This window comes from Bacillus chungangensis, assembly GCF_030812995.1.
Lineage (GTDB): Bacteria > Bacillota > Bacilli > Bacillales > Bacillaceae_C > Bacillus_CF > Bacillus_CF chungangensis.
On sequence record NZ_JAUSTT010000011.1, the window covers coordinates 99072 to 124935 of the forward strand.

General features: G+C 36.9%; 26 protein-coding genes and 2 pseudogenes. 4 read left to right on the forward strand and 24 right to left on the reverse strand.

Annotated features, from left to right (window positions below):
• Positions 1-140: 140 nt before the first annotated feature.
• Positions 141-1073 (reverse strand): YybS family protein, encoded by a 933-nt coding sequence (locus tag J2S08_RS10585; protein ID WP_307229319.1) that lies wholly within the window; start codon positions 1071-1073, stop codon positions 141-143.
• 338 nt (positions 1074-1411) lie between these two features.
• Here J2S08_RS10585 and J2S08_RS10590 point away from each other — a divergent pair.
• A pseudogene (locus J2S08_RS10590) lies at positions 1412-2169 on the forward strand (IS256 family transposase); the annotation flags it as partial.
• A 113-nt stretch (positions 2170-2282) separates the two neighbouring features.
• Here the strand turns inward: J2S08_RS10590 and J2S08_RS10595 are convergent.
• From J2S08_RS10595 to J2S08_RS10610, 4 genes are read right to left on the reverse strand one after another with little or no spacing between them, the layout of a single operon-like run.
• The gene (locus J2S08_RS10595) at positions 2283-2660 is read right to left on the reverse strand and encodes a thiol-disulfide oxidoreductase DCC family protein (protein WP_307229321.1); all 378 of its coding nucleotides are present in this window, start codon (positions 2658-2660) and stop codon (positions 2283-2285) included.
• Positions 2661-2691: 31 nt separating this feature from the next.
• Positions 2692-3897 carry a transglutaminase-like domain-containing protein gene (locus J2S08_RS10600; RefSeq protein WP_307229323.1) on the reverse strand — a complete coding sequence of 402 codons (1206 nt, stop codon included), beginning with the start codon at positions 3895-3897 and terminating at the stop codon, positions 2692-2694.
• A complete protein-coding gene (locus J2S08_RS10605; RefSeq protein ID WP_307229324.1) occupies positions 3894-4838 on the reverse strand; it encodes an HTTM domain-containing protein in 945 nt (314 codons plus the stop codon). The genes J2S08_RS10600 and J2S08_RS10605 overlap by 4 nt, the downstream gene beginning before the upstream one ends.
• Positions 4839-4859: 21 nt before the next feature.
• Positions 4860-5504, reverse strand: coding sequence for a DUF5819 family protein (locus tag J2S08_RS10610; RefSeq protein ID WP_307229326.1), 645 nt, complete (start codon positions 5502-5504; stop codon positions 4860-4862).
• Between the two features lie 201 nt (positions 5505-5705).
• On the opposite strand from J2S08_RS10610, the gene J2S08_RS10615 reads away from it, so the two are divergent.
• Positions 5706-6008, forward strand: coding sequence for a hypothetical protein (locus J2S08_RS10615; RefSeq protein ID WP_307229328.1), 303 nt, complete (start codon positions 5706-5708; stop codon positions 6006-6008).
• 264 nt (positions 6009-6272) lie between these two features.
• A pseudogene (locus J2S08_RS10620) lies at positions 6273-6503 on the forward strand (transposase); the annotation flags it as partial.
• A gap of 134 nt (positions 6504-6637) precedes the next feature.
• Here J2S08_RS10620 and J2S08_RS10625 read toward each other — a convergent pair.
• The 9 genes from J2S08_RS10625 to J2S08_RS10665 form a co-directional block, all read right to left on the reverse strand.
• The gene (locus tag J2S08_RS10625) at positions 6638-7240 is read right to left on the reverse strand and encodes a lysophospholipid acyltransferase family protein (RefSeq protein WP_307229330.1); all 603 of its coding nucleotides are present in this window, start codon (positions 7238-7240) and stop codon (positions 6638-6640) included.
• Positions 7241-7272: 32 nt separating this feature from the next.
• Positions 7273-8277 carry a ketoacyl-ACP synthase III gene (locus J2S08_RS10630; RefSeq protein ID WP_307229332.1) on the reverse strand — a complete coding sequence of 335 codons (1005 nt, stop codon included), beginning with the start codon at positions 8275-8277 and terminating at the stop codon, positions 7273-7275.
• Positions 8278-8354: 77 nt separating this feature from the next.
• Entirely contained in the window at positions 8355-9386 is a 1032-nt protein-coding gene (locus J2S08_RS10635; protein WP_307229334.1) for a cytochrome d ubiquinol oxidase subunit II, read from the reverse strand.
• Complete coding sequence (locus tag J2S08_RS10640; protein ID WP_307229336.1) at positions 9383-10726, reverse strand: cytochrome ubiquinol oxidase subunit I; 1344 nt, start codon at positions 10724-10726, stop codon at positions 9383-9385. The genes J2S08_RS10635 and J2S08_RS10640 overlap by 4 nt, the downstream gene beginning before the upstream one ends.
• 408 nt (positions 10727-11134) lie before the next feature.
• Positions 11135-11371 (reverse strand): 30S ribosomal protein S18, encoded by a 237-nt coding sequence (gene rpsR / locus J2S08_RS10645; RefSeq protein ID WP_307229338.1) that lies wholly within the window; start codon positions 11369-11371, stop codon positions 11135-11137.
• 130 nt (positions 11372-11501) lie between these two features.
• Positions 11502-12005: a single-stranded DNA-binding protein gene (gene ssb, locus J2S08_RS10650; RefSeq protein WP_307229340.1), complete on the reverse strand. Its 504-nt coding sequence runs from the start codon at positions 12003-12005 to the stop codon at positions 11502-11504.
• A gap of 62 nt (positions 12006-12067) precedes the next feature.
• A complete protein-coding gene (gene rpsF, locus J2S08_RS10655; RefSeq protein ID WP_307229341.1) occupies positions 12068-12358 on the reverse strand; it encodes a 30S ribosomal protein S6 in 291 nt (96 codons plus the stop codon).
• Between the two features lie 190 nt (positions 12359-12548).
• On the reverse strand, positions 12549-13649 hold the full coding sequence (ychF, locus tag J2S08_RS10660) for a redox-regulated ATPase YchF (protein ID WP_307229343.1): 1101 nt from the start codon (positions 13647-13649) through the stop codon (positions 12549-12551).
• 439 nt (positions 13650-14088) lie between these two features.
• Positions 14089-14286: a DUF951 domain-containing protein gene (locus tag J2S08_RS10665; RefSeq protein ID WP_307229345.1), complete on the reverse strand. Its 198-nt coding sequence runs from the start codon at positions 14284-14286 to the stop codon at positions 14089-14091.
• 371 nt (positions 14287-14657) lie between these two features.
• Between J2S08_RS10665 and yyaC the strand changes: the two genes are divergently transcribed.
• Positions 14658-15278: a spore protease YyaC gene (gene yyaC / locus J2S08_RS10670; protein ID WP_307229347.1), complete on the forward strand. Its 621-nt coding sequence runs from the start codon at positions 14658-14660 to the stop codon at positions 15276-15278.
• Between the two features lie 75 nt (positions 15279-15353).
• On the opposite strand, the gene J2S08_RS10675 is transcribed toward yyaC, so the two are convergent.
• The 10 genes from J2S08_RS10675 to rpmH form a co-directional block, all read right to left on the reverse strand.
• On the reverse strand, positions 15354-16205 hold the full coding sequence (locus J2S08_RS10675) for a ParB/RepB/Spo0J family partition protein (RefSeq protein ID WP_307229349.1): 852 nt from the start codon (positions 16203-16205) through the stop codon (positions 15354-15356).
• Entirely contained in the window at positions 16198-16959 is a 762-nt protein-coding gene (locus tag J2S08_RS10680) for a ParA family protein (protein WP_307229351.1), read from the reverse strand. The genes J2S08_RS10675 and J2S08_RS10680 overlap by 8 nt, the downstream gene beginning before the upstream one ends.
• Positions 16960-17150: 191 nt before the next feature.
• Positions 17151-18002: a nucleoid occlusion protein gene (gene noc, locus J2S08_RS10685; RefSeq protein ID WP_307229352.1), complete on the reverse strand. Its 852-nt coding sequence runs from the start codon at positions 18000-18002 to the stop codon at positions 17151-17153.
• 185 nt (positions 18003-18187) lie between these two features.
• On the reverse strand, positions 18188-18904 hold the full coding sequence (rsmG, locus tag J2S08_RS10690; RefSeq protein ID WP_307229354.1) for a 16S rRNA (guanine(527)-N(7))-methyltransferase RsmG: 717 nt from the start codon (positions 18902-18904) through the stop codon (positions 18188-18190).
• A gap of 16 nt (positions 18905-18920) precedes the next feature.
• Positions 18921-20819, reverse strand: coding sequence for a tRNA uridine-5-carboxymethylaminomethyl(34) synthesis enzyme MnmG (gene mnmG, locus J2S08_RS10695; protein ID WP_307229356.1), 1899 nt, complete (start codon positions 20817-20819; stop codon positions 18921-18923).
• Between the two features lie 122 nt (positions 20820-20941).
• Complete coding sequence (mnmE, locus tag J2S08_RS10700; RefSeq protein WP_307229358.1) at positions 20942-22324, reverse strand: tRNA uridine-5-carboxymethylaminomethyl(34) synthesis GTPase MnmE; 1383 nt, start codon at positions 22322-22324, stop codon at positions 20942-20944.
• A gap of 618 nt (positions 22325-22942) precedes the next feature.
• The gene (jag, locus tag J2S08_RS10705; protein ID WP_307229360.1) at positions 22943-23560 is read right to left on the reverse strand and encodes an RNA-binding cell elongation regulator Jag/EloR; all 618 of its coding nucleotides are present in this window, start codon (positions 23558-23560) and stop codon (positions 22943-22945) included.
• Positions 23557-24339: a YidC family membrane integrase SpoIIIJ gene (spoIIIJ, locus tag J2S08_RS10710; protein WP_307229362.1), complete on the reverse strand. Its 783-nt coding sequence runs from the start codon at positions 24337-24339 to the stop codon at positions 23557-23559. The genes jag and spoIIIJ overlap by 4 nt, the downstream gene beginning before the upstream one ends.
• Before the next feature lie 284 nt (positions 24340-24623).
• Positions 24624-25010, reverse strand: coding sequence for a ribonuclease P protein component (gene rnpA / locus J2S08_RS10715; RefSeq protein ID WP_307229409.1), 387 nt, complete (start codon positions 25008-25010; stop codon positions 24624-24626).
• A gap of 210 nt (positions 25011-25220) precedes the next feature.
• Positions 25221-25355, reverse strand: a complete 135-nt coding sequence (rpmH, locus tag J2S08_RS10720) for a 50S ribosomal protein L34 (RefSeq protein ID WP_307229364.1) — start codon at positions 25353-25355, stop codon at positions 25221-25223.
• Between the last annotated feature and the right edge of the window lie 509 nt (positions 25356-25864).

The following is a 25864-nucleotide window of genomic DNA, read 5'->3' on the forward strand; positions in this document are numbered from 1 at the left end:
TGTGCCAATTCCCCTTTTAGTTGGTTCTACATTTTGTGATTTTGTGATGATGCAGCGTACATACCCTTTGCTTAACTGGGCTCCACATCAGACCTTTTAAACTTGGCGTCCTGATACCAACTCTTTTTGAATATCGACCATTAACGATTTTTTCCAAGACGCTGCCGTAAATCAAATCCTAAGTCAATGATCCCTAAAATCCTTATAAATGGAAATAACAACATAGATAGTAATGTTGCAATAATTGGGATTGTTTTCGACCACTTTTTCCAATTGCTATAGAAATAAATAAATGAAATGCCTTGAATAAACATCAATAATTGTAAAACAAAGGAAATATTCACTAAGGCTGTGAACAAATATGTCCCTTCCTCCATTTTAAAAAGAAGTGATATAAGAAGGGTAATTAAATAATACCACAATAAGCTTTTTGGTAGACACCAATTTCGAAAAGGCTCCCATTTCCTTACTTTCATTCCTAAACGCTTAGCGATAGGCAGATTGACTAGCACAACTGGCAGTGCACTTAAAAAAGCGAAGCAAACCATTAAACTTGGCGTCAATGTCTGGATGAGGGAAAACATATGATTTACATTATCTTGCAGTGTTCCATCCATTGTCTGTCCCATTGATTCCAACATTTCGACTGATTGTTCAAATGATGCTTGAAAAGTATTCATTGCACCTTCTAAGATATCGATTTTGAAAATGACATTTGATGTAACATATAGCAAGATAATATTCATTAAAAAGATTAAGCTAATGGATATGTATAGCTGGATATTACTTTTGCCTTTCTTGATACAAATGCCCATCGCAAAACCTGCTGCACTATACGCCAATGTGACCGGGATAAAAGCCCATAATCCTATAAAGGCAGTCGCTAAAATACTTGCAACTACTAACAGAAGCGAAGCTTTACTGGAATGCTTCACACTATAGATTAATATTGGCAATGGCAGGAGAAGATGAACGATGATATAAATAAATGGAATATAAACAGAAATGACAATCATTGTCATAAAAATAGCGAGCATCAATGCGCCTTCTGTTATTGCTTTGCTATTTTTCACAGCTTCACCTCTCATATAAACTTCATTCTTCATGATTCTATTTTAACGATGATGGAATCTGCATTCAACTTAAGAAGTTATATTCAATCTTGGCTAACTGATTGTTTTTCTGTTTTTGTTAAACAATGTGTACCCTTATCATGAATAAGAAAGAAGGAATCATTTATTATTTTCCATATATAAGGAAATGCTATGAAGCATGATTAAATGTTATGGAAAGGACGTTATTATTATTCCTATTGGTAAGGGTTTCACTCTATAACGACTTAAAACTTGGATAAATCGTCTGTGTACTTGCCTGTATTGACTCTTTTTTTGGAGGAGATTGCTGATGAATTTGGCAAACGGGTCCGTTAAGCAACTGCTATGCGTTTATCTTTGTAGATGTTTACAACCATCCGGAATCAGTATGAAACAAAGAAATATGTTGTTTATACGATTTTGGATATACCATGGAAGGCAAGAAGGAAATTCTTGGTCTTTGGCTGAACGAGACGGAAAGCAAGCATAAATGGATACAGATCTTGATGAAATTAAGGCACGAGGCGTGGAAACATCTTCTTTCTCTCAATGGATGGAGTCAGTGGATTAGAGGAAGATATCAAGGCTATTTTTCCTTAAGTCATCGTGCAGCGCTGCATCGTCCATTTGATCCGTCATTTCATCAAATACGTACCAAGCAAGGATTATAAAGCATTCACGCAGGCAGTAAGAAAGGTATACAGTGCTCCAAGCCTGAAGGGCTTGCCAGCGTGCCTTTGAATCCTTCAAACAACAATGGACGGCCTATCTAGGAGCCATTGACGTATGGACGAGAAACTTTGACCATGTCGAGCAACTCTTTGACTATGGCAACGCTATCCGTAAAATCATGTATGCCACTAATGCCGTTGAGAGCATCCACTCCAGCTTCAGGAGAGTGACCAAAAAAGGAGCATTCCCCAATGAGAATACCCTGTTAAAAGTATTGTATTTGTGCATTAAGGAACTGGAAACAAAGTGGGATGGCGGTCGTATCCAAAACTGGGCTATTGTCAGGAACCAACTGCTCCTTCATGATAAGCTGAAAGATAGGATTTTAAAATACCTTGAGTAAAGTGGACTTACACACTTTATTTGACAAACCTAAAAATTACAAATAAAATGTTTACTTAATAAATATAGAAGGCTTCTAATATTAATATAAGATATTGATTATGGATATCTAAGTTATTCAAGATACATGCTCTTTAATTTATCTGTAGGTAACGGACATGCATTGTTATTCATCATTTTCCTTCTATTTTTAGCTAAAAATTTATACCCTCTATCTCTACATGATTTTGGGATTATTTTTGCTATTTTTAAAGGAATAAAAATCCTATTTGTACTAGATAATAATTCAATTATTGAATCAGAATATATATATTTTTTATTTTTCTTTATAAAGATCATGCTATCCACATTAGGGTCTAGCTTAACATTTTTATTTGTCCAATTACTATTAAAATCAGTTATATGCAAGTTAGGATTCTTGTTTACTTTTGAAATAAATCTAATAAATCGGCTGCACATATTACATTCACCATCATAAATCAATATCTCCATATTCTATTCCCTCCTTTTTAATTTGAAGGTTTTACGCAATTGCAATCTTTATTAACTGATATACAAATCCAAATAAACTTAATGAAAAGAGTAAAGATAATATTAGAATCGGAGCATTATATTCTCTTCGAATTAAGGACAATACACCAAAAATACCAAGTAACACACTATAAGCACCCTGTACCAACATTTCTACTACATGATGTACTTCTACATTGAATAAACTAGTTATGATCGAAAAGTATACAAGTACAGCTGCGATTAAAAATGAGTTAATCTTCATTCTTAACGAATAATGATCAACGATATTATTTGGGTTATTATTAAAACTTCCAACAACATCTTGAATTTTTATTTTTTTATATGTTTGATTTAATTGAGGATAGATAGGCTGCATGTATGGTGCTTTACCATCTAAACTCTGATAACCCCAAGATAGGTTTTTATCTCCTACAGAGAATGTCATATCATCTACTGGACTCTTTATATCATCATAGAAAGGGGTCAGTTCCCTTTCTGGATCTATTGAAAATACAACCCTTCCACTTTCGACTTCTCCAAAATATCTTTCTTTATTTCTAAGTGCTCCCACATTTATTGTAGTACCGATATTGGCTAATGGCATACGGAAAAATTTAAACATTGCAATTGATACATCAATTGGTATCCATCCAATTCCCTCAAAATAGGCCTCGTTCCAAGCATGATGTTTACTTCTCCCTCGAAATGCTCCGACCATCACCCTACAAGGGATACCCAATGATCTACAATAAGAAGCAAAAACAGCAGATAATTCACCACAATCGCCTTTTTTGTTAGTCGTACAAGCATTGAATCCTCTTTCTTTTATTCGAGATGTATATTTATAATTCTTAACAATATATAAAAATATCGCTTTAGCTTTTTCAATTTCATCTTGAATACCTGTTGTAATATCTTTAGCCTTTTTTATGGTTGACTCATTAACAGGAATTAATTTACAATCCCTCAAAAAATATTCTTTCTCCCTTTCAGTTATCTTATCCATACAGCTGTAAGTATATTTTGCCTTGTAAATAAGCTTTTTCTTTTTAGGAATTTCAAAATAATAGATTTTTCCAAGATAGGAGTCGTCCTTTTCTATAACAGGTGAAAGATTAAATTGAATCTGGCTTGTATTGGGGGCTGTAGACAACCAAACCTTCACTAAATCATTACTTTTATTTTTATATTCAAATTTAATTTTATTTGTACTCATGCTGACTTCCTTTCGTATCGTTTTCCTCCAAACTTCCCAATAGACTTTTTAATTTTTAATGCTATATATCTATATTCTTTATCCGTAATTAAAAGTGAATCCACTGCAATCATAGTTAGGGAAAAAGTTACCAATCCCATTTCTACTAATATACCTAAATGGAAACCAATAATTCCCATTATTACTATGTATTTTGTGTATTTATTAAATATAGCAAAAGGGAACGCTATCTTTATAAGAATGGAAGCATATGTTGCTAATACAATAAATATTGAATTATTTAAAAGAAATTCCGGAATAATGTTTAAAGAATATTGCTCGACTTGAAGTATGTAATATACAGCTGTACCACTATTCCATCTTTCGCCCATTACTTGATATAATCCTGATAGCAAATACATAGTACACAGTTGAACAATAATAAATATAAATCCAAAATTATGAAAAATGCTTATATAGTCTTTATGCTTTATTCTAAACTTTTCTAATAATTTAGCTTTATTTGTTTTTTTACTCCATGTAAAATATGCAGTGACGTTCATAAACAACATGTAAAACAATACAAGGTATAATAAATTTTCTCCACCATCACTAATTAGGCCGTTACGATTAAAAAGAGATAAAGTAAAAATATAATTAAAAATTTGAACAATTTTCCCACCCATACCAATTGTAAATAATAGAGTAATTAATATTCCTAGATGGTAAGTAATTTCAAAGATAATAACACTATCAGTCCAACCATAAACAGAGAAGAAAATTCGGTTCATTTCACTATATGTTTGATTATCTATTATGCCCGTATTCCCCCAAAAGAAGTGCCGTAGAGGGTAATTAACAATATATGTGTATAGAATAATACATCCCAATAATATTCTAAGTACGCTTGCTCCGATTAAATAGTGAGGTTCTTGTAACCACTTATAAAATTTCCCAAACATTTTTTATACTTCCCTTCACTTTTATAAATACCCTTCTACCCACTTGTACTTTTTCCAATCAAAATCTATGTACTCTCTAGTGTTCTCGTAATCTTCATTATATCTTTCAGAAAAAGGTACACTATTTACATTCATAATTCGTACCCTAACATCTTTTACATCTTTATCCGTTATTATTGGAACAGCTGAAAATGCAAATCGATACAAAATATCAATTTGTTTCGATTTACCCTGTTCAATCAATTCGGTATCTACATTTTTGTCAAATTCTTCTTCAGTTGTTTTATCTTTATATGACCTAACAACTTCATCCATATTGAAGATTCCATAATAAACTCCTGAAGTTATTCGTGCCGCTTTATTATAAGCACTTATAATATTATCTCTATTGGCTTGATTAATTGGCGATGTTATATTATACCAGTCTGAGATTTCCCCCGATTCTGTTCTGTATTGTATTAAAACATTTGTTGTCATTTGAACAGGATCAGGTGCGAACAAATTCCAAGTTTGCACAAATAATGGTTCTGTATAACCTTTTGAAAGATCTCTTAAATAAATTGATAATGGATTTTTTGGCCCTGTTTGTAAAAAAATCATAGAGAAATGAAAAATCATAAATGTACTAATAAAAAATATTAGCAAAACTTTGGCGTACTTGGACAAGTTAACTACCTCCCACTCATTAACTACAAAAACATTTATTGGTTACTTAGAAAATATAAACATTACTAATTTTACCTGTACTACTTGTAAATGTAAAGTGTTTTGTGAGAATTGTGAGAAAAGATCCAATTTTGGATTTTTTTATTGACAATTAGCAATTATTGCTTATGATGTAATTATTAAGAAAAAGGTGGTGAGAAAATGGTTAGGAAAAAACTTATGGCATTCATTTTTGCAGGTACTTTACTGACGGCAACCGGTGTTTCTACTGCTGGGGCTTCTAGTAATGTTGTAGTACCATCGAAAGAAAACTTAGTAGGACAGGCAACTGAATCAGTTGAACCAAATGCTGTACCTGCTATAGTGGTAACAGCTTTCGTTACAGGGGCTGCATCTGCTGCAGGCGCTAAAGTAGGTGACTGGGTAGCAGACAAGGTTACAGGAATTTGGAGTGCAGATAGTACTATTGATGGTAACACTGATTTAGACGTTATCTTTGATTAATTCCCAACATAAAAACTTATAGAGTAGCGTGGTGAATTACATATATTTCCCAAAACGCTACTCTATTACTTTAGCGGAACCTTGCACTTTCTCTATAAAAAAAGCACCTACTCATAGGTACTTTTATCATGAATATGTAAGCAATAATCTCACTAAAATTCACTCGACTATATAGAGGATGTTCACACCAAGCATTAGATTTATAATATGATAATTTGATAGATGGCCAACTACAAAAAAGCGTGTGCTACCGTTCAAGATACCTTTCTTTTTCGATTAAGAAAGGTATACAGTGCTTCAAGCATGAAGGCTTGCCAGAGTTGCCTTTGAATCCTTCAAACAACAATGGACGGCCTATCCAATCCAGGAACCATTGACGTATGGACGAGAAACTTTGACCATGTCGAGCAGCTCTTTGGGACTATGGCGACACTATCCGTAAAATCATGTATACCACTAACTTCCGTTGAAAGCATCCACTTCAGCTTCCGGAAAGAATGAGTTTTATCTTGGAGGCTTATGGTTGATAACTCATTCCTTAGTGTATCGTTTTCTTGTGAAAGTTTACATCCCTATATAATAAGAGTAAGAGACTGCTCCATTCATGAAGCAGTCTCCTTCTCAACATTTTAATGAAGCTCTTTTTTAGTATTTATTTGTATTGTATTTAGCTGCCCATTCAGCTCGTCCATCATTTGTTGAATTTGAATTTTCTTTGGCTGTTCGTCATCTTTGAGCAAGATTGGATCTCCGAAAATAAGACGGGGCTTTTTTCTTTGCAAAAGTTCCCGAAAATTACTTGGTCCAATATATACCGCTGGCACTAATGGTACATTTGAGCTGCAAGCGATTGTTACTGCTCCTCTTTTTAACGGCGCTTCTTCACTGGTTCTTGTGCCGCTTGGAAAAATACCAACGATTTTGCCTTCATTTAATAGTTTGCGAGGAATTTTTAACGAACTTGGCCCTGGATTTTCACGATCAACTGGAAAGGCATTTAGTTTTCCCATTAGCCATTTAGACCATCGTTTCTGAAAGAGTTCTTTTTTTGCCATATAGTGAATTTTCATTGGTAAAATCGCAATTCCTAGCCAAAGTACATCTACCCAGCCTATATGGGTACATGCAATCACAAAGCCGCCGTTCGCTGGCAGTTTTTCCTTCTGCTCCACTTGTAATCTTCCAAATAAACTAAGCAGAAATTTTAACAGATAAGCCGCAACATGATACATCTGTTTCCTCCCCTTTCTTATGCTAGACTAATTTACTTTATAGCTGGCACGCCCCATCTCACTATAAGTCCAGCGTGTGTCAGCCCGCCGCCAAATCCATAAATCAATACTGTATCTCCTTGTTCTAGCTTCTTTTCTTTCACGCCAAGATAAAGCGACAGTGGGATGGATGCGGATGAAGTGTTTCCAAAGTATTCCACACTCGTTAATGTTCGCTCTAATGGCATCCTTGCTTTTTCACAGATGGATTCAATCATTCTTAAATTAACGCTATGGGGGGCAAACCAATCGATATTTGCAGTCGTCATGTTTGCTTTATTTAATACCGTCTGGATGCCGCTTGAAACGGTACGGACTGCCCACTTATATACTTCCCGGCCATTTTGGACAATGAAGCCATTGCCGCGAAGCTTCTCTCCATCCATTTCATCTGCGACTCCTGCCCGATAAAGGTGTATACCGCCTTCCCCATTTGTTCCGAGTAAAGAAGCGAGAAAACCTGGGTTTTCGTCATCCTTCTCGATGAGTACGGCACCAGCACCATCCCCGAATAGAATACATGTAGAACGATCCGTATAATCGGTTGCTTTTGATAGTGTTTCCCCGCCAATGACTAACACTTTCTTGTGCAATCCTGCAGTGATCATGCCATTCGCTAGATGCAAGCCATAAGCGAATCCAGCACAGGTGGCATTTACATCGATTGCACCAGTCTGTTTCATGTGAAATGCTTTTTGCACTTGAGCAGCTGTACTTGGAAACGGATAATCGGCCGTAGTCGTTGCCACAATGATCAGATCAACATCGTCGACTCGTTTCTTATAGGTCCGTACAAGATTTTCCACAGCTTTTATACATAAATGAGACGTATATTCTTTTTTATCTGCTACTCGTCTTTCTCTTATACCTGTTCTTTGTACAATCCATTCGTTATTTGTTTCAACTAATTTTGCTAAATCGGCATTTGTCAACACCCGTCTTGGAACATAAGCGCCAATCGCTGTAATCTGTGCTCTCGATTTCGTTGCAAAATCCATATGGCCACTCCTTTTTAGTTAATTATAACATCAAGTATTAGTACTTGGTACTAATTTTTTAAAAAAAGAGTGCATGATTATTTTTGTCTCAAATAAGAACGATCTTTCATAAATAAACGCCAAAAATAGATAAAGAAAGGCAGCAGCAAAAGGGAACCAACGATAAAGGAAATAAGCAGGGCTTGCAGCATCGGGGAGTTCGTAATGCTTTCCTCTATTGAAATCATCGGATAAACGATATAAGGCCAATGAGCAGATGCATAAGCGAAGGTGGCAAGACCGTATTGAGCCACAATCCCTAATACTGCTATTCTTGGTCTTCCTTTTGAATGAGTTTTCTGCTTTGCAGGCCACCATAATGCACTATATCCAATGATAAAAGCAGCCACTGACAAACTAAACCAACCGCGCTGTTCCATTATATTAACCTTTAGCCATTGAGCTTCAGGCTCCATAAAAATAACGGTTAATACCGCTGCTGCGAGCGTCATCGGTCCAAGCCAAATCGCTAGTGATCGATAAGTGCGATACGCAGCTTCCTCTAGTGCTTCACGTGCGTAATCAGATAAAAATAAAGCCGATAAAAAAAGTTGGCTAGAAAGGCCAAATGCCAAATAAGTATATTCTGATGGACTCCGAAACAACTTTCCTAACAGTAATTGCTCCTGTCCATTGATTATTTCAATAAAACCTCCAGAAGTAATTGGAAGGACGCTGACTAACAGAGCGGGAACTAAAAGTCCAGATATGCCAGAAATATATTTTAACGTTGTTCGATAGCTTTCTGTTGTAAATGAAAACACCATAAAAGCGCTCCGCAGCGTTAAAAAAATCAAAATGAGGCTTCCTGGAATTAGAAGGACAGTTCCAAGCGTATAGGCGGCACTCGGAAAAAAACTAAAGACGGAAATCACGAGAAGTACGAGAAAAACATTCGTAACCTCCCATGATGGCGAAAGAAAGCGATTGGCTAACAAGCCTGCTTTCGTTTTTTTTCTTGTTTCAAACACCATTGCCCAAAAACCTGCACCAAAGTCAATGGAACCAAGAATGGCGTACACATATATAAAGACCCATAATAATGTCGTCGCAATGAATGTATTTGTCATGTTTCCAAGCCCTTTCTTTTTACGTTATTTAGATCGTTTGCTAATGGTTTTCGTTTAAAATATGCCAGTAAGACAATGACGACAATGATCGCCAATAAGAGGTAGAGGGAGAGAAATAATACTAAGAGCATTGTATTTGCAGAAGCCGTTGCCGCATCCTCTACTCTTTGGATATGATACACAGTCCAAGGCTGACGGCCGCTGCAGCTAAACACCCACCCTGCTTCAATGCCGAGCATTGACAATGGGCCAACTAGCACTAAAAGTCGAAAAAGCCAACGCGGCAAGCCTTTCTTTTTTCGAACAAAATAAACGACAAATACAAATCCAACTAGAAAAATTAAAAAAGTTCCAATTCCGACCATTATATTAAATAACGTATGTGTATATAAAGGCGGCCAATTTTCTTCTGGAAATTCATACAGTCCTCTCACATATTCATCAAATGAATTGCCGGCAAGTAAGCTTAGCATTCCAGGAATTTCGATTCCGTACTTCACAGTGTGTGTTTTTGGGTCCGCAAAGCCTCCTAAAACGAGTGGCGCGTTCGTTTGTGATTCAAATAAACCTTCTGCTGCCGCCAATTTTTCAGGCTGATATTGGTGAAGCTCCTGTGCTGCCTGATGGCCATTAACAGCGGTTCCTACTGACATGATGCCGCCGATAATTAACGATAATATAAAAGCCTTATGATGAAAAATTGCTTCACGAGGCTTGTTCCTCGTTTTTAGTAATTTATATGCTGCCACAGACGTAATCGCAAATGCACCTGTCATGAGGGCTGATAATAGTACATGTATAGCTGAAGTAACATAGCTTGGATTGAAAAAAGCAGCCCATGGATCGACATCAATAATCTCTCCATTTTCATAAGTGAAGCCAGCAGGTGTGTTCATAAATGTATTGGCAGCGGTAATTAATACTGCTGAGGCACTTGCCCCCAACGCAACAAAGAAAACAGTAATGATACGAATATTCGGCGATAAACGATCGGCAGCATACACATAAATAGACATAAAGATCGCTTCAAGAAAAAATGCATAGATCTCAATTTGAAACGGCAAAGCAATGGTTTGTCCGACCAATTCCATAAACCCAGGCCAGAGTAAATTCATCTGCACCCCAACGATTGTTCCGGATGGAATTGCCACACCTAAAAGGACGGCAAAGCCTTTTGTCCAACGCTTTGCCATCACGCCATAATCCTCATCACCTGTTATTTTTCTAAGTATCTCTACAATCAGAATCATAAAAGGAATACCGACCCCTAATGTAGCGAATATAATATGAAATGCTAACGATGATCCAAACAATGAACGAGATATGATGACACTATCCATTTTCTCCTCCTAATGATTTAAAAAATCCTAAGTGCTACGCTTTTAAATTCCCCCAATATAGGTGATTTTATCCACTGCATAAACAATAAAAAAGCAGTATTAAAACTACGTTTTTTACTAATGTCATGATAGAATCATATAACTGTTTTTTTATCTATCTAGAGTAAATAATAGTCTGATTACTCGTTCTAACAACTGAAGAAAGATCGTTTCATAGGCGGGTTTGTGTGAAGATGCAAACGCATAACAGCAGCGTGAACAATGTAGAAGAAATCGAAGAACATCATTACTTCTATTGTAATAGAGAAAATTTTCTTTCTTAATATTTTCCAAAAAAAAACATCCACTAAGATTTATACTCTTAGTGGATGTTTTTTTAAAGGTATAGAAATTGTCCTTTAGACTATATTATTCACCAGAAACGAAAGGTAAAAGTGCCATTTGACGAGCACGTTTAATTGCCACTGTCAATTTACGTTGATATTTTGCACTTGTTCCTGTTACTCGACGAGGAAGAATTTTCCCACGTTCAGAGATGAATTTTTTCAAAAGATCTACATCTTTATAGTCAATATGTGTAATGCCATTTGCTGTGAAATAACACACTTTACGGCGTTTACGACCACCTCTTCGTCCACCAGCCATGAAATTCTCCTCCTTTCTTTATTCATTTTGTATAAAAAGTTACATAGAATGGCGACTCATACACTGTATGTAATGACAGTGATGCTGCATCGCTTCCTTAGCAATCACGTACATGAAGCATTTCGGGTCATTAGAATGGCAAATCATCATCGGAAATATCGATTGGCTGGCCATCCTTCATAAACGGATCTTCATCCATCCGTGTATAACTTTGTTGATTCTGCTGCTGATTCTGTTGTTGATTATATGGAGGATTTTGCGATCTCTGACTATCTCCATATGGTTGGTAGTCTTCACCACGACCTGATGCAGCGTTTCTTGGCTCTAGAAATTGAACACTTTCCGCTACAACTTCAGTGACATATACACGTCTGCCATCTTGTCCTTCATAATTACGCGTCTGAATCCGGCCATCAACACCTGCCATACTTCCTTTTTTCAAAAAGTTTGCTACGTTTTCAGCAGGCCTGCGCCATACAACACAATTAATAAAGTCTGCTTCTCTCTCACCTTGCTGATTCGAAAAAGTACGATTTACTGCAAGTGTAAAAGAGGCAACAGGCACTCCGTTCGGTGTATAACGCAAATCAGGATCTTTTGTTAATCGGCCAACTAATACAACACGGTTCATCATCAGAATCAACCCCTTCCATTTCATTTCATGTTTCACGTGAAACAATATTCGTTATCTATCCATTAAGCTTCTACTTTAATAACCATATGACGGATGATATCGTCGCTAATTTTAGCAAGACGGTCAAATTCTTGAACCGCTTCAGCATTTTGAGATGTTAGAGTTACGAGACGGTAAAAACCATCACGGAAGTCTTCGATTTCATATGCAAGACGACGCTTACCCCAGTCTTTTGATTCGATGATTTCCGCTCCCTCAGAAGTGAAAACATTATCAAATCGTTCGATTACTGATTTTTTCGCTTCCTCTTCAATGTTCGGGCGGATAATGTACATGATTTCGTACTTATTCATCTTTTCGTCACCTCCTTATGGACTATGCGGCTCTATTAAATACTGCAATAGAGCAAGGAGCAATTATTCATTACTCACAAGTCGTAATTATAGCATAATCATTGTCAAGATGCAATGTCTCATTCATCTATCTATCGAGTTTTATACGATGTTTTCCTACCTTTAACTCCTTTATTCTTATCCGGGTTTATTAAACATTAAAACGGAAATGGATAACATCGCCGTCCTGCACTAAGTAATCCTTGCCCTCTAAACGGACTTTTCCAGCTTCACGGGCGGCAGTCATTGATCCCGCTGCTACTAAATCATCATAGGATACTGTTTCTGCCCGAATAAATCCTCGTTCAAAGTCAGTATGAATGATGCCAGCACATTGTGGCGCTTTCATCCCTGTACGGAATGTCCAAGCTCGCACTTCTTGGACTCCAGCCGTAAAATAAGTTGCAAGTCCCAGCAAGCGATAAGTCGCCCGAATCAATTGATCTAAACCTGATTCTTCAATTCCCAGCTCTTCCAAAAACATTGCTTTTTCATCATCGTCTAGTTCCGCGATTTCTTCTTCAATTTTCGCACAAACTACAATAACCTCTGCATGTTCTTTTGCTGCGAAATCACGCACCTGCTGAACAAATTCATTTGCTGATGGGTCGACAACATCTTCTTCCGACACATTCGCTACATATAAAACTGGCTTGCTCGTTAACAAATGTAGTCCTTTTACAATTTTCATTTGTTCTTCTGTGAATGAAATCGCACGAGCAGGCTGCTCCGCCTCAAATGCTTCCTTTAATTTAGCCAGTACTTCAAATTCTGCCATTGCAGCTTTATCTTTCTGTTTCGCCATTTTCTCTACACGGCCAATCCGTTTGTCTACTGATTCAAGATCAGCCAGAATTAATTCAAGATTAATCGTTTCTATATCATCTATTGGATCGACTTTTCCAGAAACATGAGTAATATTCCCATCTGAAAAACAGCGTACAACATGACAGATCGCATCTACCTGACGGATATGGGATAAAAATTTATTTCCTAAGCCTTCTCCTTTACTTGCTCCCTTTACAATTCCTGCAATATCTGTAAACTCAAATGCTGTCGGAACAGTTTTTTTCGGAACAACTAGCTCTGTTAATTTTAATAATCGCTGATCAGGAACCTCTACGATCCCAACATTTGGATCAATCGTACAAAAAGGATAATTCGCTGATTCCGCACCTGCTTTTGTAATCGCATTAAATAAAGTGGACTTTCCAACGTTTGGCAAACCTACAATTCCAGCGGTAAGAGCCATCTATCTATTCACTCCTTCTATTTTCTCCCTATGTAAAGGCATTTTGGTACAAGCGTACACTCCAACTTCGGCTGCTTATATTAACAGCCCTCCGTTGCCATCACTTATTTCATTTTGAATTTTACTTAAAAATTAGCCATTTCTATACATAAAAAAACAACAAAACTTCACTTTTAAAAAATAATAGACCATTGATCATTATAGATTTTAAAGATAAAAAAAACAAGCGACGCCTTGATTACCGAGCTAATAAAATGTCGAAATTGAAGCACAGGTTTCTAGATTTCTTCTCAACTTGTACTTCGTTTCATGTAACCTTGTAAATAGTATTGCATTTCTATTTATTAGAATGAGACCCTCAAGCTAAAAAAAACTGCATCCTTGAAAATCTGTACTTTATTTAAGGACATTTGTTATGGGATAAAAAAACAGCATGAGTTTACTCCTCATGCTTCTCTAAAACCCGCTTTAGCTTTCTAGTAAATTCTTTCCTCGGTATTAAGACACTATGTTGACATCCTTCACATTTTATTCGAATATCCATTCCCATACGAATAATTTTCCAACGGTTTGTGCCACATGGATGTTGTTTTTTCATTTCAACAATGTCATGTAAATCAAATTCCTTTTGCAACAATTCCGCCCCCTCCTGTTTTTACTATCATAAACGGATTCCCATTCTTTCTCCATAAAAATAGCTATGCAGAAAGTAGTCTTCATTCACTGTATCTTGTCCTTTATCTAAGAATTTAGTTGTGAGAGTTAATCTAATTCGTTTTTATGTGTTGGAAGGATGACTTAAATCAACTGATTAAAAGTACCATTCTAAAGCGCGATCTAAGCGTACTTTTTTATAAGTTTTTCTCAATCAATTCCTATTTTATCAATAATGTTCTTGTTTTTGCACTTAAAATGAAAATTAAAAATAATAGATCGTAAACATGTATAGAAAATCTGATCTGTCCGTATACTGTTTAATACGAATTGAAGGGATTGGAGGAATGGAATATGGAAAAAGAATGTTCTTCTCATGACCCAGTATGCACACCGTTCAGAATCGATTATCATGATAAACAAATAGCAAGAAAGCTATCGGAATATTTATTACAAATGCTCCCTCATGAAGAAAACAGACCAATTGTTTTTGTCTGCATTGGTACAGATCGCTCTACTGGAGATGCTTTAGGCCCGCTAGTTGGAATGATGTTAGAAGAAAAGAAAATTTGTTCCTTCCATATATATGGAACGCTAGAAGAGCCTGTACATGCGGTCAACCTAAAAGATAAATTAGCTTTGATTGAAAAAGAACACGAAAACCCTTTTATCATTGCTATTGATGCCTGTCTTGGACGCTTAAAAAATGTTGGTATTATTCAAATTGGGGAAGGTCCAGTTAAGCCGGGAGCTGGAGTGAAAAAAGAATTGCCATTTGTCGGTGATATGCATATTACTGGCATCGTCAATATGAGTGGTTTTATGGAATTTTTGGTTTTGCAAAATACTCGTCTTAATATTGTCATGAAAATGGCAAAGAGAATCGCAGACGGAATTCATGCGGCAAGTATTGATTATCGTCGAAAGTATTCGGTTTTACCTATGTTAAAAAATCAAAAAGAGCATTTATCCTAAAAGCAGCAGCACCAAAAAATAAAGCAGGTAGATTCATGACTCTACCTGCCTGATTTTTGAATTTAATTAGTTTTCTCATACACTGCCATGATCGATTATTTCTAGTATTCTTTCTAAATCGTCCTTTGACATGAACTCGATTTCAATTTTTCCTTTGTTGCTCGTTTGTTTTATTGTAACCGTTGTGCCAAACTTCTCTCGAAGTATATCCTCACGTTCTCTTATGAATATATCTTTCGCCTGCTTAGGCTTTTTTGTTTCACGTGGAACATTGTTGTTTAATTGCTGAACTAACTTTTCTAGTTGGCGAACATTTAAGCTTTCTTTTATTATTTTTTGGACAACTGCATTCATTTTTTCTTTTTGTTTTAAGCCAAGCAATGCTCGTCCATGTCCCATGGAGATTTTCCCATCTGTTATCATATCTTGGATATTTGTTGGCAAAGATAGAAGTCGAAGATGGTTCGCGATATGCGGCCTGCTTTTTCCGAGCCTCTGTGCTAGTTCTTCTTGAGTTAATTTCAATCGCTCCATTAACATGTGATATGCTAACGCTTCTTCTACAGGGGTTAAGTCCTCTCTTTGCAGGTTTTCTAAGACGGCAAGCTCCATCATTTGCTGCTCATCCAGTTCTCTTACAACGACAGGAATTGTTTTTAATTTGGCAGCCTTTGCCGCTCGGTATCTTCTTTCTCCAACGACGATCTCATATCCTTTAATACTTTTTCTGACGATTATTGGCTGTAGGATACCATGCTGTTCAATAGACTTTGTTAATTCTTCGATTGATTCCTCATCGAATACTTTACGTGGTTGATAAGGGTTTGGACGTAATTCTTTTATGTTTAATTCTTGGATCGTTTCTTCGCTTTCCACATCGATATTCGCAAACAAAGCGTTTATTCCTTTACCTAGACCTTTAGCCATTGGCTGCCACTTCCTTTGCTAAATCTAAATACACTTCTGCACCTCGTGACTTAGGATCATATACAATGATTGGTTCTCCATGGCTTGGCGCCTCACTTAAACGAATATTTCTTGGAATAATGGTTCGAAAGACTTTGTTTTGAAAATATTTTTTTACTTCCTCTATCACTTGAATACCAAGATTTGTACGAGCATCCAGCATCGTTAATAATACTCCTTCAATCATGAGCGTATTGTTTAAATGCTTTTGTACCAATCGTACTGTATTTAAAAGTTGGCTTAATCCTTCTAATGCATAATATTCGCATTGAACTGGGATTAGTACAGAGTCAGAGGCAGTTAAAGCATTGATTGTTAAGAGTCCTAGCGATGGTGGACAATCTACAATAATATAATCATAATCACTTTTCACCGAATCTAATGCCCTTTTTAAACGGACTTCCCTAGAAATGGTTGGAACAAGCTCAATTTCCGCTCCCGCTAATTGGATTGTAGCTGGAATTGCATGAAGATGCTCGACCTTTGTAGAGATAATGACATCTTTTAGTTCTGTGTCATCTACAAGCACATCATATATACAGTGTTGGACATCCCCCTTATCAATGCCAACACCGCTTGTGGCATTGCCTTGTGGGTCAATATCTACCAACAATACTTTTTTTCCAATATGAGCTAAGCAGGCACCCAAATTGACGGAAGTAGTCGTTTTTCCGACTCCTCCTTTTTGGTTGGCAATGGAAATTATTTTTCCCAACATGTCACCTACTTTCAACTTCCTTTTAAATTGCAATCATGTATTCTATTTTAGCAAAAAAATGACTCTTAGGTTTGTTTTTTTATATGAAAATTTATTTTCTTCCTATTTTAGGGGATTTTTACCTCAAAAAAAAATGAGAAAACCTGCTAGCTGGCTTCTCATTTTTTTATTTAATATGAGGTTTAGGTTCATTTTTTAGGTATCTTAATCGTTATTCGATAAAAATCTTCAAAATCCTCTTCTTCAGTATCCAGTTTAATTCCACTGTTAGAGACCATGTTTAACGATTGCTTGATCGTATTTACAGCAATTCTCATATCTTTGCTAATAGCGCGTCGTTTGGGTCGGGGCTTGCTTTTTGTTTTATTTAGCAGCTTGACAACTTGTTCTTCCGTCTGCTTAACATTGAGGTTTTTTTCAATGACCTCATTCATTAGCTTTATCTGCAATTGTGGATCTTTTAGTGGAATAAGCGATCGAGCATGGCGCTCGGTAATTTTCTTTTGTATCATGCCTTCTTGAATTTCTTCTGGAAGTTTCAGAAGACGAAGTTTGTTTGCTACTGTTGACTGCCCCTTTCCAAGCCGCTGTGCTAAAGCCTCTTGTGTTAATTGATGTAAATCTATTAACTTGGCATATGCTACAGCTTCTTCAATTGGTGATAATTCTTCCCGCTGCAAATTTTCGATTAGGGCAATCGAAGCCGTTTCAGTATCATTTAAGTTTTTCACAATTGCAGGAATGGTCTCCCAGCCTAACTGTTGAATAGCACGAAAACGTCGTTCTCCTGCAATAATTTCAAATTGTTCTTCGTCTATTTCTCGAACAACAATAGGTTGTATAATTCCATGAGTATGAATAGTTCTGGCCAATTCATCAATTTTTTCTTGATTAAAAATAGTTCTTGGTTGAAAACGATTCGGAACAATACGTGAGATCTCGATTTTTTTAACTGCTTCTCCTTGTTCCTCCACAATATCTTTCTCCACTTGATTATCTTTTTCTCCTATGCCAAAAAAACGAGAGAAAGGATGCTTCATCGTCCTCCACCCCCTTTAAGAAATCCCCATATTAATACTTATTCTCTCTCTAGCAGCAAGTTCCTGCAATGAAAAGCCATTTCTTTTTCTGATAATAGCTTAACGATTGCGCTTCACTTATGTAAGAGAAGCGCAATCAGGCAGCATTTTCTTCTCATCTCCAATAGTAAGCATGTATATGGAGATTACTCTATTGGTGTTTTATTCGGTATTCCTGGTTTACGAGGAAACTTTTTTGGCGTATTCTTTACTTTCCGAATGACGATGATATTACGTTCACTTTCTTCTAAAGGGAGTTTAAAGGAATGTATACTATCAACCTTTCCTCCTAAGACGGCAATCGCTTTTTTAGCTGCTGCTAATTCTTCATTCGCACTTGCGGCCTTCATCGCTACAAAAGATCCGTTTTTCTTTACAAGTGGAAGGCAAAGTTCACTAAGCACTGACATTCTGGCTACAGCCCGTGCTGTAACAAGATCATACTGCTCTCGATGTGCATCGTTTTGTGCAAATGTTTCAGCTCGATCGTGAAAAAAAGAAACATTTTTTAACGATAGTGCCTCTGCTAATGCATTCAAAAACAAGATTCTTTTCTGTAAAGAATCGACAATCGTCAGCTGCAAATGCGGAAAACAAATTTTCATAGGAATGCTTGGAAATCCAGCTCCAGCACCGACGTCACATATTTGCAAAGGCTTAGCAGCATCTATATAAAAAGCGGCAGATATAGAATCATAAAAGTGCTTCAAGTATACTTCTTTTTTATCCGTAATCGCAGTTAAATTAATTTTGTTGTTCCACTCGATCAACATTTCATAATAAGTTTCAAATTGAGCAAGCTGCTGCGAAGAAAGCTCAATTTGCTTCGTAGCAAGCTGCTTTGTAAATTGTTCTATATTCATTTAGCTGAATCCCTTTCTATGCATCATTTCCAGACACTTTCGCAATTCGTCCTTGCTCAATATAAACAAGCAAAATGGAAATATCTGCAGGGTTCACTCCAGAAATACGAGCAGCTTGAGCAATTGACAGCGGTCTAACTGCGTCAAGTTTTTGTTTCGCTTCCGTTGCAAGGCCATGAATAGCGTTATAATCTATTTTATCAGGAATTTTTTTGTCTTCCATTTTTTTGAGTTTTTCCACTTGTTGCAATGATTTTTCTATATATCCTTCATATTTCACTTGAATTTCTACTTGTTCTTTCACATCAGCAGGAAGCTCTTCTTCCAAAGGCAAGAGCTGCAGGATATGTTTATAGTTCATTTCTGGACGTTTTAGCAAATCAGATGCACGGATTCCATCTTTTAATTCACTGCCGCCAACTTCGCGGATGAGGGCTTGCACCGTTTCACTTGGTTTAATGATTGTTGATTTTAGGCGTTTAATTTCCGCAGCAATAGCAGCTTTTTTCCGCAAAAATGATTGATATCTTGACTCTGAAATAAGACCTGTCTCATATCCAAGTTCCGTCAAACGCAAATCTGCATTATCATGCCGCAGCAAAAGACGATATTCAGCTCGGGAAGTTAACAGTCTATATGGCTCATTTGTGCCTTTTGTTACTAAATCATCTATCAAGACACCAATATAGCCATCTGAGCGGCTGAGGATAATTCCCTCTTTGCCTTGTACTTTTCTTGCCGCATTAATGCCGGCTAATAATCCTTGGCAAGCTGCTTCTTCGTAACCAGAAGTACCATTGATTTGTCCAGCAGAATATAGGTTTTTGATTCTTTTTGTTTCTAATGTCGGCCAAAGCTGTGTTGGAACGAAGGAATCATATTCAATGGCGTAGCCTGCTCTCATCATTTGAGCATTCTCTAATCCTGGCACTGTTGCAACAAGCTGCTGTTGGATGTCTTCTGGCAAGCTTGTTGACAGTCCTTGTACATATACTTCCTGCGTATTCCGGCCTTCTGGTTCAAGGAAGATTTGATGACGCGGTTTATCATTAAAGCGCACCACTTTATCTTCTATAGATGGACAATAGCGGGCGCCAGTTCCTTTGATCGCTCCAGAAAACATTGGGGAGCGATGAAGATTTTCATCGATAATTCGATGTGTTTTTTCGTTTGTATATGTCAGCCAACATGGGAGCTGATCCGTAATAAATGTTGTTGTTTCATAGCTAAATGCCCGCGGATGCTCATCGCCAGGTTGTATCTCTGTTTTGCTATAGTCTACAGTATTGCCATTTACTCTTGGCGGTGTACCTGTTTTAAAGCGAACTAATTCAAAACCTAGTTCCTCAAGATTTTCTGAGAGTGAAATAGATGGCTGTTGATTATTCGGACCGCTTGAATATTTTAATTCTCCAAGGATAATTTCACCGCGCAAAAATGTTCCGGTCGTAAGAACAACGGTATTTGCATAATAAATAGCTCCTGTATGGGTCGCTACTCCGTAGCATACCCCATCTTTAACTAGTAATTGATCGACTTTTCCTTGCAGCAGCGTAATATTTGGTTCATTCTCTAGTGTTTTTTTCATTTCATGTTGATATTGGAATTTATCTGCTTGCGCTCTCAATGCTTGGACAGCTGGCCCTTTGCCAGTGTTTAGCATTCTCATTTGAATATGCGTTTTATCGATATTTTTCCCCATTTCGCCGCCAAGTGCATCAATTTCTCTGACGACAACTCCTTTTGCTGGTCCGCCTATAGATGGATTGCAAGGCATAAAGGCAACCATGTCAAGGTTTAGAGTAATTATCAATGTTTTAACACCTATCCGAGCGGCAGCTAACCCAGCTTCACATCCTGCATGACCAGCACCGATGACTATAACATCGTATTTTCCTGCTTCATATTGTTGCATCACAATCTCCTCCTTTTTTTGCTGCTTCTCTTCAAGGGGTTTTCCATTACCCATTCTTTTCTTTTTATCGTAGAAATAGCCAACCAAGAAGCTTGGAGGCCTTATCATTCCGCTTCTCTTGCTTATTTTCCTAAACAGAATTGAGAGAAAAGCTGATCAATTAAACTTTCGTGTACACTATCGCCGATAATTTCCCCTAATAGCTCCCAAGTCCTTGTTAAATCGATTTGGACAATATCTATCGGGATACCATTTTCTATCCCTTCTAAAGCATCTTCAATTGCTTCTAATGATTGGTGCAATAAAGCAACATGGCGATTATTGGAAACGTATGTTAGATCACCAGCTTCAATAGAACCAGCAAAAAACATTGCAGCAATTGCTTCCTCTAATTCGTCTACACCTTTTTCCTCCAGCAAAGATGTCGCTACTACTTGATGATCTTTAGCAAGTTCATACACCTTCTCCATGTTTACTTTCGTCGGCAAATCTGTTTTATTCAGAATAACGATAACATCCATATCTTTTACCGCTTCAAATAGTTGTTCGTCTTCTTTTGTTAATGGTTCTGCACTATTGATAACAAACAGTATCATATCTGCTTCTTTTAAAACTTTGCGCGAGCGTTCAACACCAATCCGTTCAACAATGTCTTCTGTTTCCCGAATGCCTGCTGTATCTACTAAACGAAGAGGAACGCCTCTCACATTGACATATTCCTCAATAATATCACGTGTCGTTCCAGCAATATCCGTTACAATTGCTTTATTTTCTTGAACAAGACTATTTAATAACGAAGATTTCCCAACATTTGGCCTTCCAATGATAACAGTCGATAATCCTTCCCGCAATATTTTCCCTTGCTGTGCGGTTTGCAGCAGCTTTTTTATCTCTGTTCGAACAAATGTGGCCTTTTCAATTAACATGCGATGGGTCATCTCTTCGACATCATCATATTCAGGATAATCAATATTTACTTCTACATGTGCCAACGTTTCTAAGATTTCCTGGCGAAGTTTTTTGATGAGTGCTGATAATTTTCCTTCCATTTGCCCTAAAGCCACATTCATAGCCTGATCTGTCTTTGCTCGAATTAAGTCCATTACTGCTTCAGCTTGAGATAGGTCGATACGGCCATTCAAAAATGCCCGCTTCGTAAACTCACCAGGCTCGGCTAAGCGGGCGCCATTTTGTAAAACTAACTGCAACACACGATTGACTGTAACAATGCCGCCATGGCAATTGATTTCGACCACATCTTCTTTCGTAAATGTTTTTGGACTTCTCATCACACTCATCATCACTTCTTCAACAACTTGCTCTGATTTCGGATCAACAATATGCCCATAATGAATAGTGTGTGAAGCCACCTCTTGCAACCGTTTAGAACCACTTTTAAATAATTTATCTGCAATTGAAATGGCTTGCTCTCCACTTAATCGTACGATTGCAATGGCTCCTTCGCCAAGTGGAGTCGAAATTGCAGCAATTGTATCACCTTTCACTCTCTACACCACTTTCTTCCCAATCTATATGATATAAAATTGTCCAAAAGACTGCTTATGCCACTCCTTAGCTTGCTGCTCTATAGTATCCTCTACCTAAAAACAGCAACGTTCCAACTTGCCGGTCTACTGAACAATAAACTCTTAAAGAGAAAATGCTTTTTTCCTATTCCGTTGACTAAAAATAAAATATCCACAGTCAGGCGGAATATACTTATATTTTAACTTATCCACAAGTGAATAACAATAAACTGATTTTGCTAATCTATATTATTTTATCCACATGTGAACGACTGGCGAATAAGGATTCTCTACTTATCAAAATAAAAAAGCACTGGCACCCTTTATATCTTTGACGACTATACAAAGTGAAACTTCCAGCAGAGGAGTTTTTCTCAATGCCTTTACATAGAGGATCTTATGCTAAAAACGAGAACGACCTGTATGTTTGGTCTAATCGGACATTTGATTTTTCATTTAGTGGTCGCCTAGATTTCTCTATTCCTTCTCTCACTTTTTTACTACCAGTTAGATGTGGGATAAATTAGGTCACTTTCTAGCATTTACAATACAAAAAACCCTTCAGGCAACATTGCCTAGAAGGGTTTTAGTTCATCATTAGCTTGGTTTAATAACGAGATAACGGTGTGGTTCTTCTCCTTCGGAAATCGTTTCAATCTGCTCATTTTCAGCAAGAACCGTATGAATAATTTTTCGTTCAAAAGACGGCATTGGTTCTAATCGTACAGCAGTTTTTGTATAGATTGCTTTGTCTGCCAATCTTTCCGCGAGCTGCTTTAAAGTTGCTTCTCGTCTTTCACGATAGCCCTCAGGATTTAAAATAAAAGTAAGAAAATGCTCTGCATGACGATTGGCTGCAAGTTGAGTCAAGTATTGAAGCGAATTCAATGTTTGTCCTCTTTTTCCAATCATTAATCCAAGCTTGTCTCCTGATATTTTAAATTCTACGATCCGTCCCTCTTGTACAGTTTGAATACTTGCTTGAATTCCCATCTTGTCCATGACATCCAGCAAAAATAGCTTCGCTTCTTTAATGGGATCTGCTTTTATTTTGACATTGACGATTGCAGAACGGTTTCCAAAAATTCCAAGCAATCCCCTTTTCCCCTCGTCTATCACTTCGATATCCACTTGCTCTCTTGATGTCTGAAGCTGAGCTAGAGCTGAATTGACTGCTTCTTCGACTGTCTGTCCTTTAGCAGTTACTTCTTTCACTTTTTAGCTCCCCCCGTACCTCCAGCTTTCACATTCGTTTTCTTTAAATCTGGGCCTTTAATAAAATATGTTTGAATAATCATAAAGATATTACCTACTACCCAGTACAAAGAAAGTGCAGCTGGCAAATTAATTGCAAAGACAATAATCATAATCGGCATGATCCAGAGCATCATTGCCATTTGAGGATTCTGGCCTTCTGTTCCTGCCATCATCATTTTTTGTTGTAAAAATGTTGTTGATCCTGCGATAAGTGGCAAAAGAAATAGTGGATCCGGTGATCCCAAATCAAACCATAGAAAAGAATAATGCTTAATCGCTTCTGTCCTCATAATTGCATGATAAAATCCAATTAAAATCGGCATTTGAATAAGCAATGGAAAACAGCCCGCCAATGGGTTTACACCATGTTTGCTAAAGAGCTCCATTGTTTCTTGCTGCAGCTTCTGCTGTGTTTGGGCATCTTTAGAACTATATTTTTCACGCAGTTTTTGCATTTCTGGCTGAAGAGCCTGCATTGCTTTTGAACTTTTTGTCTGTTTAATCATTAATGGCAAAATTGCAAAACGAATAAGGAGCGTTACGATGACAATTGCTAATCCATAACTATTCCCAAAGAATTCGGCTACTTTTGTAATTAACCAAGAAAGTGGATATACAAAGTATTGGTTCCAAATCCCTGTACTTTCTGACGTAATCGGTTCATTAACCTGGGTACACCCTGAAAGCACTGCTAACAACCCAATGATTCCAATAAATAATAGTATTCGCTTTTTCAACCGAAGCTTCCTCCCAACTATCTGTTAAAGATGACATCATTGGCTTTATCGGAAAAAAAGTGATTGCTTGTCTTGATAGATAAAAACCAAGAAATAGTATTCAAACCTGTAAAATACAGGTGAACTGCTGTAACATAGAGGTATGCAGAGGTTTTTTAACGACTTTGAACGTTCGGCATGACAGTAATGGCCATGATAACGTTTGTGTTCTTTTAGATTGTTCAAAAAAGACTAAGAAAAAGAACAGTCGAATTTCAGTTTGACTCTGCTGCTCACTTGCATGCTTAGTTTTTTGAAACTCTTGGTTCTTTCTTTCTGCCTTTTTGAACACGCACTTTTAATACTTTTGCCAATGTCAATACATGCTGCATACTTTTTTTCACTTCATGAAAATCCATTTTGGCCGCCGGTTTTCTGGCGATGATCACATAATCTTTTTCTTTTGCTATATCTGTCTCTAATTCGAAAAACACTTGGCGCAAGTACCGTTTTATTCGGTTCCTTACTACTGCATTTCCAATTTTTTTGCTTACAGATAAACCAATTCTAAAATGCGCTTGTCCTTCTTTTTCTAACATATAAACGATAAATTGTCTATTTGCAAAAGACTTGCCGTTTTTAAAAACGGCTTGAAATTCATCGTTCCTTTTAATTCGCCATGCTTTCCTCATATATCCACCTGCATTGTAAACAAATAGTGAGAATCCCATCCGTCAAGACTCCGAAGAGAGGATTTATATACTTAGTAGGATAAAGCAAGTGCATCTTTCGTTTTCCCTCACTTAACTGCCTTTATAGTGAGCATGATATTTTTTTGGGGTTGTTAGAGCCGCCTTCCTTTATCCTAATGCGAAAAAAGACCACTGAGACGGTTCAGTGGCCTACGCTGACAATACTTTTCTTCCTTTACGGCGACGGTTAGCCAAAATTTTACGTCCGTTCTTGGTACTCATTCGCGCACGGAAACCATGTACTTTGCTTCTTTTACGTTTATTCGGTTGAAACGTTCTTTTCATTTATGACACCTCCCTGAGTCTTTCGAGGATAACAAATCAATCACTATCAGACAGTCTTTATAATTATATAGACGACTACAAAAGATTGTCAACTTTTTTTCGAAAAAGACTTGTTTTTATTTTTTAACTAACTTGAAGAGCCCCTTCCACATAACCTGTGGATAGCTTTCGACAATTATTTTTTTGTCCACAGCCTTTATCGACAAGTTTTTCACAAATTAAAAGCCTGTGGACATTTATTTTCCACACCCTCTTTATCTTGTGGGTAATTTTTAAAAACCATTGCTAGTTCAGATTATTTTTGTTATGCTTATTGTGTTTTACACTGAACATCTTAATATCAATTCATCATTTATCCACAAACTGTTGATAACGTGTGGATAAATTTTATGGACTTTTTGGATAGAGTTGTCCACAGCCGGTGGATAGTGTCGAAATCCGCTTTTCTTCTTTATTATATACTTTTCCACATTCATGTTAATGAATATTTATAAATACCCTAAGTACTA

Bases quoted from the DNA above. Each gene is read 5' to 3' on its own strand.
- rsmG (WP_307229354.1), bottom strand. From the start codon at position 18,904: ATGAATATAGAACAATTTACAAAGCAGCTTGCTACGAAGCAAATTGAG.
- J2S08_RS10595 (WP_307229321.1), bottom strand. From the start codon at position 2,660: ATGGAGATATTGATTTATGATGGTGAATGTAATATGTGCAGCCGATTT.
- ychF (WP_307229343.1), bottom strand. From the start codon at position 13,649: ATGGCTCTTACCGCTGGAATTGTAGGTTTGCCAAACGTTGGAAAGTCC.
- J2S08_RS10605 (WP_307229324.1), bottom strand. From the start codon at position 4,838: ATGTTTGGGAAATTTTATAAGTGGTTACAAGAACCTCACTATTTAATC.
- noc (WP_307229352.1), bottom strand. From the start codon at position 18,002: ATGAAGCATCCTTTCTCTCGTTTTTTTGGCATAGGAGAAAAAGATAAT.
- rpsR (WP_307229338.1), bottom strand. From the start codon at position 11,371: ATGGCTGGTGGACGAAGAGGTGGTCGTAAACGCCGTAAAGTGTGTTAT.
- J2S08_RS10640 (WP_307229336.1), bottom strand. From the start codon at position 10,726: ATGGATAGTGTCATCATATCTCGTTCATTGTTTGGATCATCGTTAGCA.
- J2S08_RS10630 (WP_307229332.1), bottom strand. From the start codon at position 8,277: ATGGATTTTGCAACGAAATCGAGAGCACAGATTACAGCGATTGGCGCT.
- rpsF (WP_307229341.1), bottom strand. From the start codon at position 12,358: ATGAATAAGTACGAAATCATGTACATTATCCGCCCGAACATTGAAGAG.
- J2S08_RS10635 (WP_307229334.1), bottom strand. From the start codon at position 9,386: ATGACAAATACATTCATTGCGACGACATTATTATGGGTCTTTATATAT.
- rnpA (WP_307229409.1), bottom strand. From the start codon at position 25,010: ATGAGGAAAGCATGGCGAATTAAAAGGAACGATGAATTTCAAGCCGTT.
- J2S08_RS10675 (WP_307229349.1), bottom strand. From the start codon at position 16,205: ATGGCTAAAGGTCTAGGTAAAGGAATAAACGCTTTGTTTGCGAATATC.
- mnmG (WP_307229356.1), bottom strand. From the start codon at position 20,819: ATGCAACAATATGAAGCAGGAAAATACGATGTTATAGTCATCGGTGCT.
- rpmH (WP_307229364.1), bottom strand. From the start codon at position 25,355: ATGAAAAGAACGTTTCAACCGAATAAACGTAAAAGAAGCAAAGTACAT.
- J2S08_RS10615 (WP_307229328.1), top strand. From the start codon at position 5,706: ATGGTTAGGAAAAAACTTATGGCATTCATTTTTGCAGGTACTTTACTG.
- J2S08_RS10625 (WP_307229330.1), bottom strand. From the start codon at position 7,240: ATGTATCATGTTGCGGCTTATCTGTTAAAATTTCTGCTTAGTTTATTT.
- ssb (WP_307229340.1), bottom strand. From the start codon at position 12,005: ATGATGAACCGTGTTGTATTAGTTGGCCGATTAACAAAAGATCCTGAT.
- yyaC (WP_307229347.1), top strand. From the start codon at position 14,658: ATGGAAAAAGAATGTTCTTCTCATGACCCAGTATGCACACCGTTCAGA.
- J2S08_RS10600 (WP_307229323.1), bottom strand. From the start codon at position 3,897: ATGAGTACAAATAAAATTAAATTTGAATATAAAAATAAAAGTAATGAT.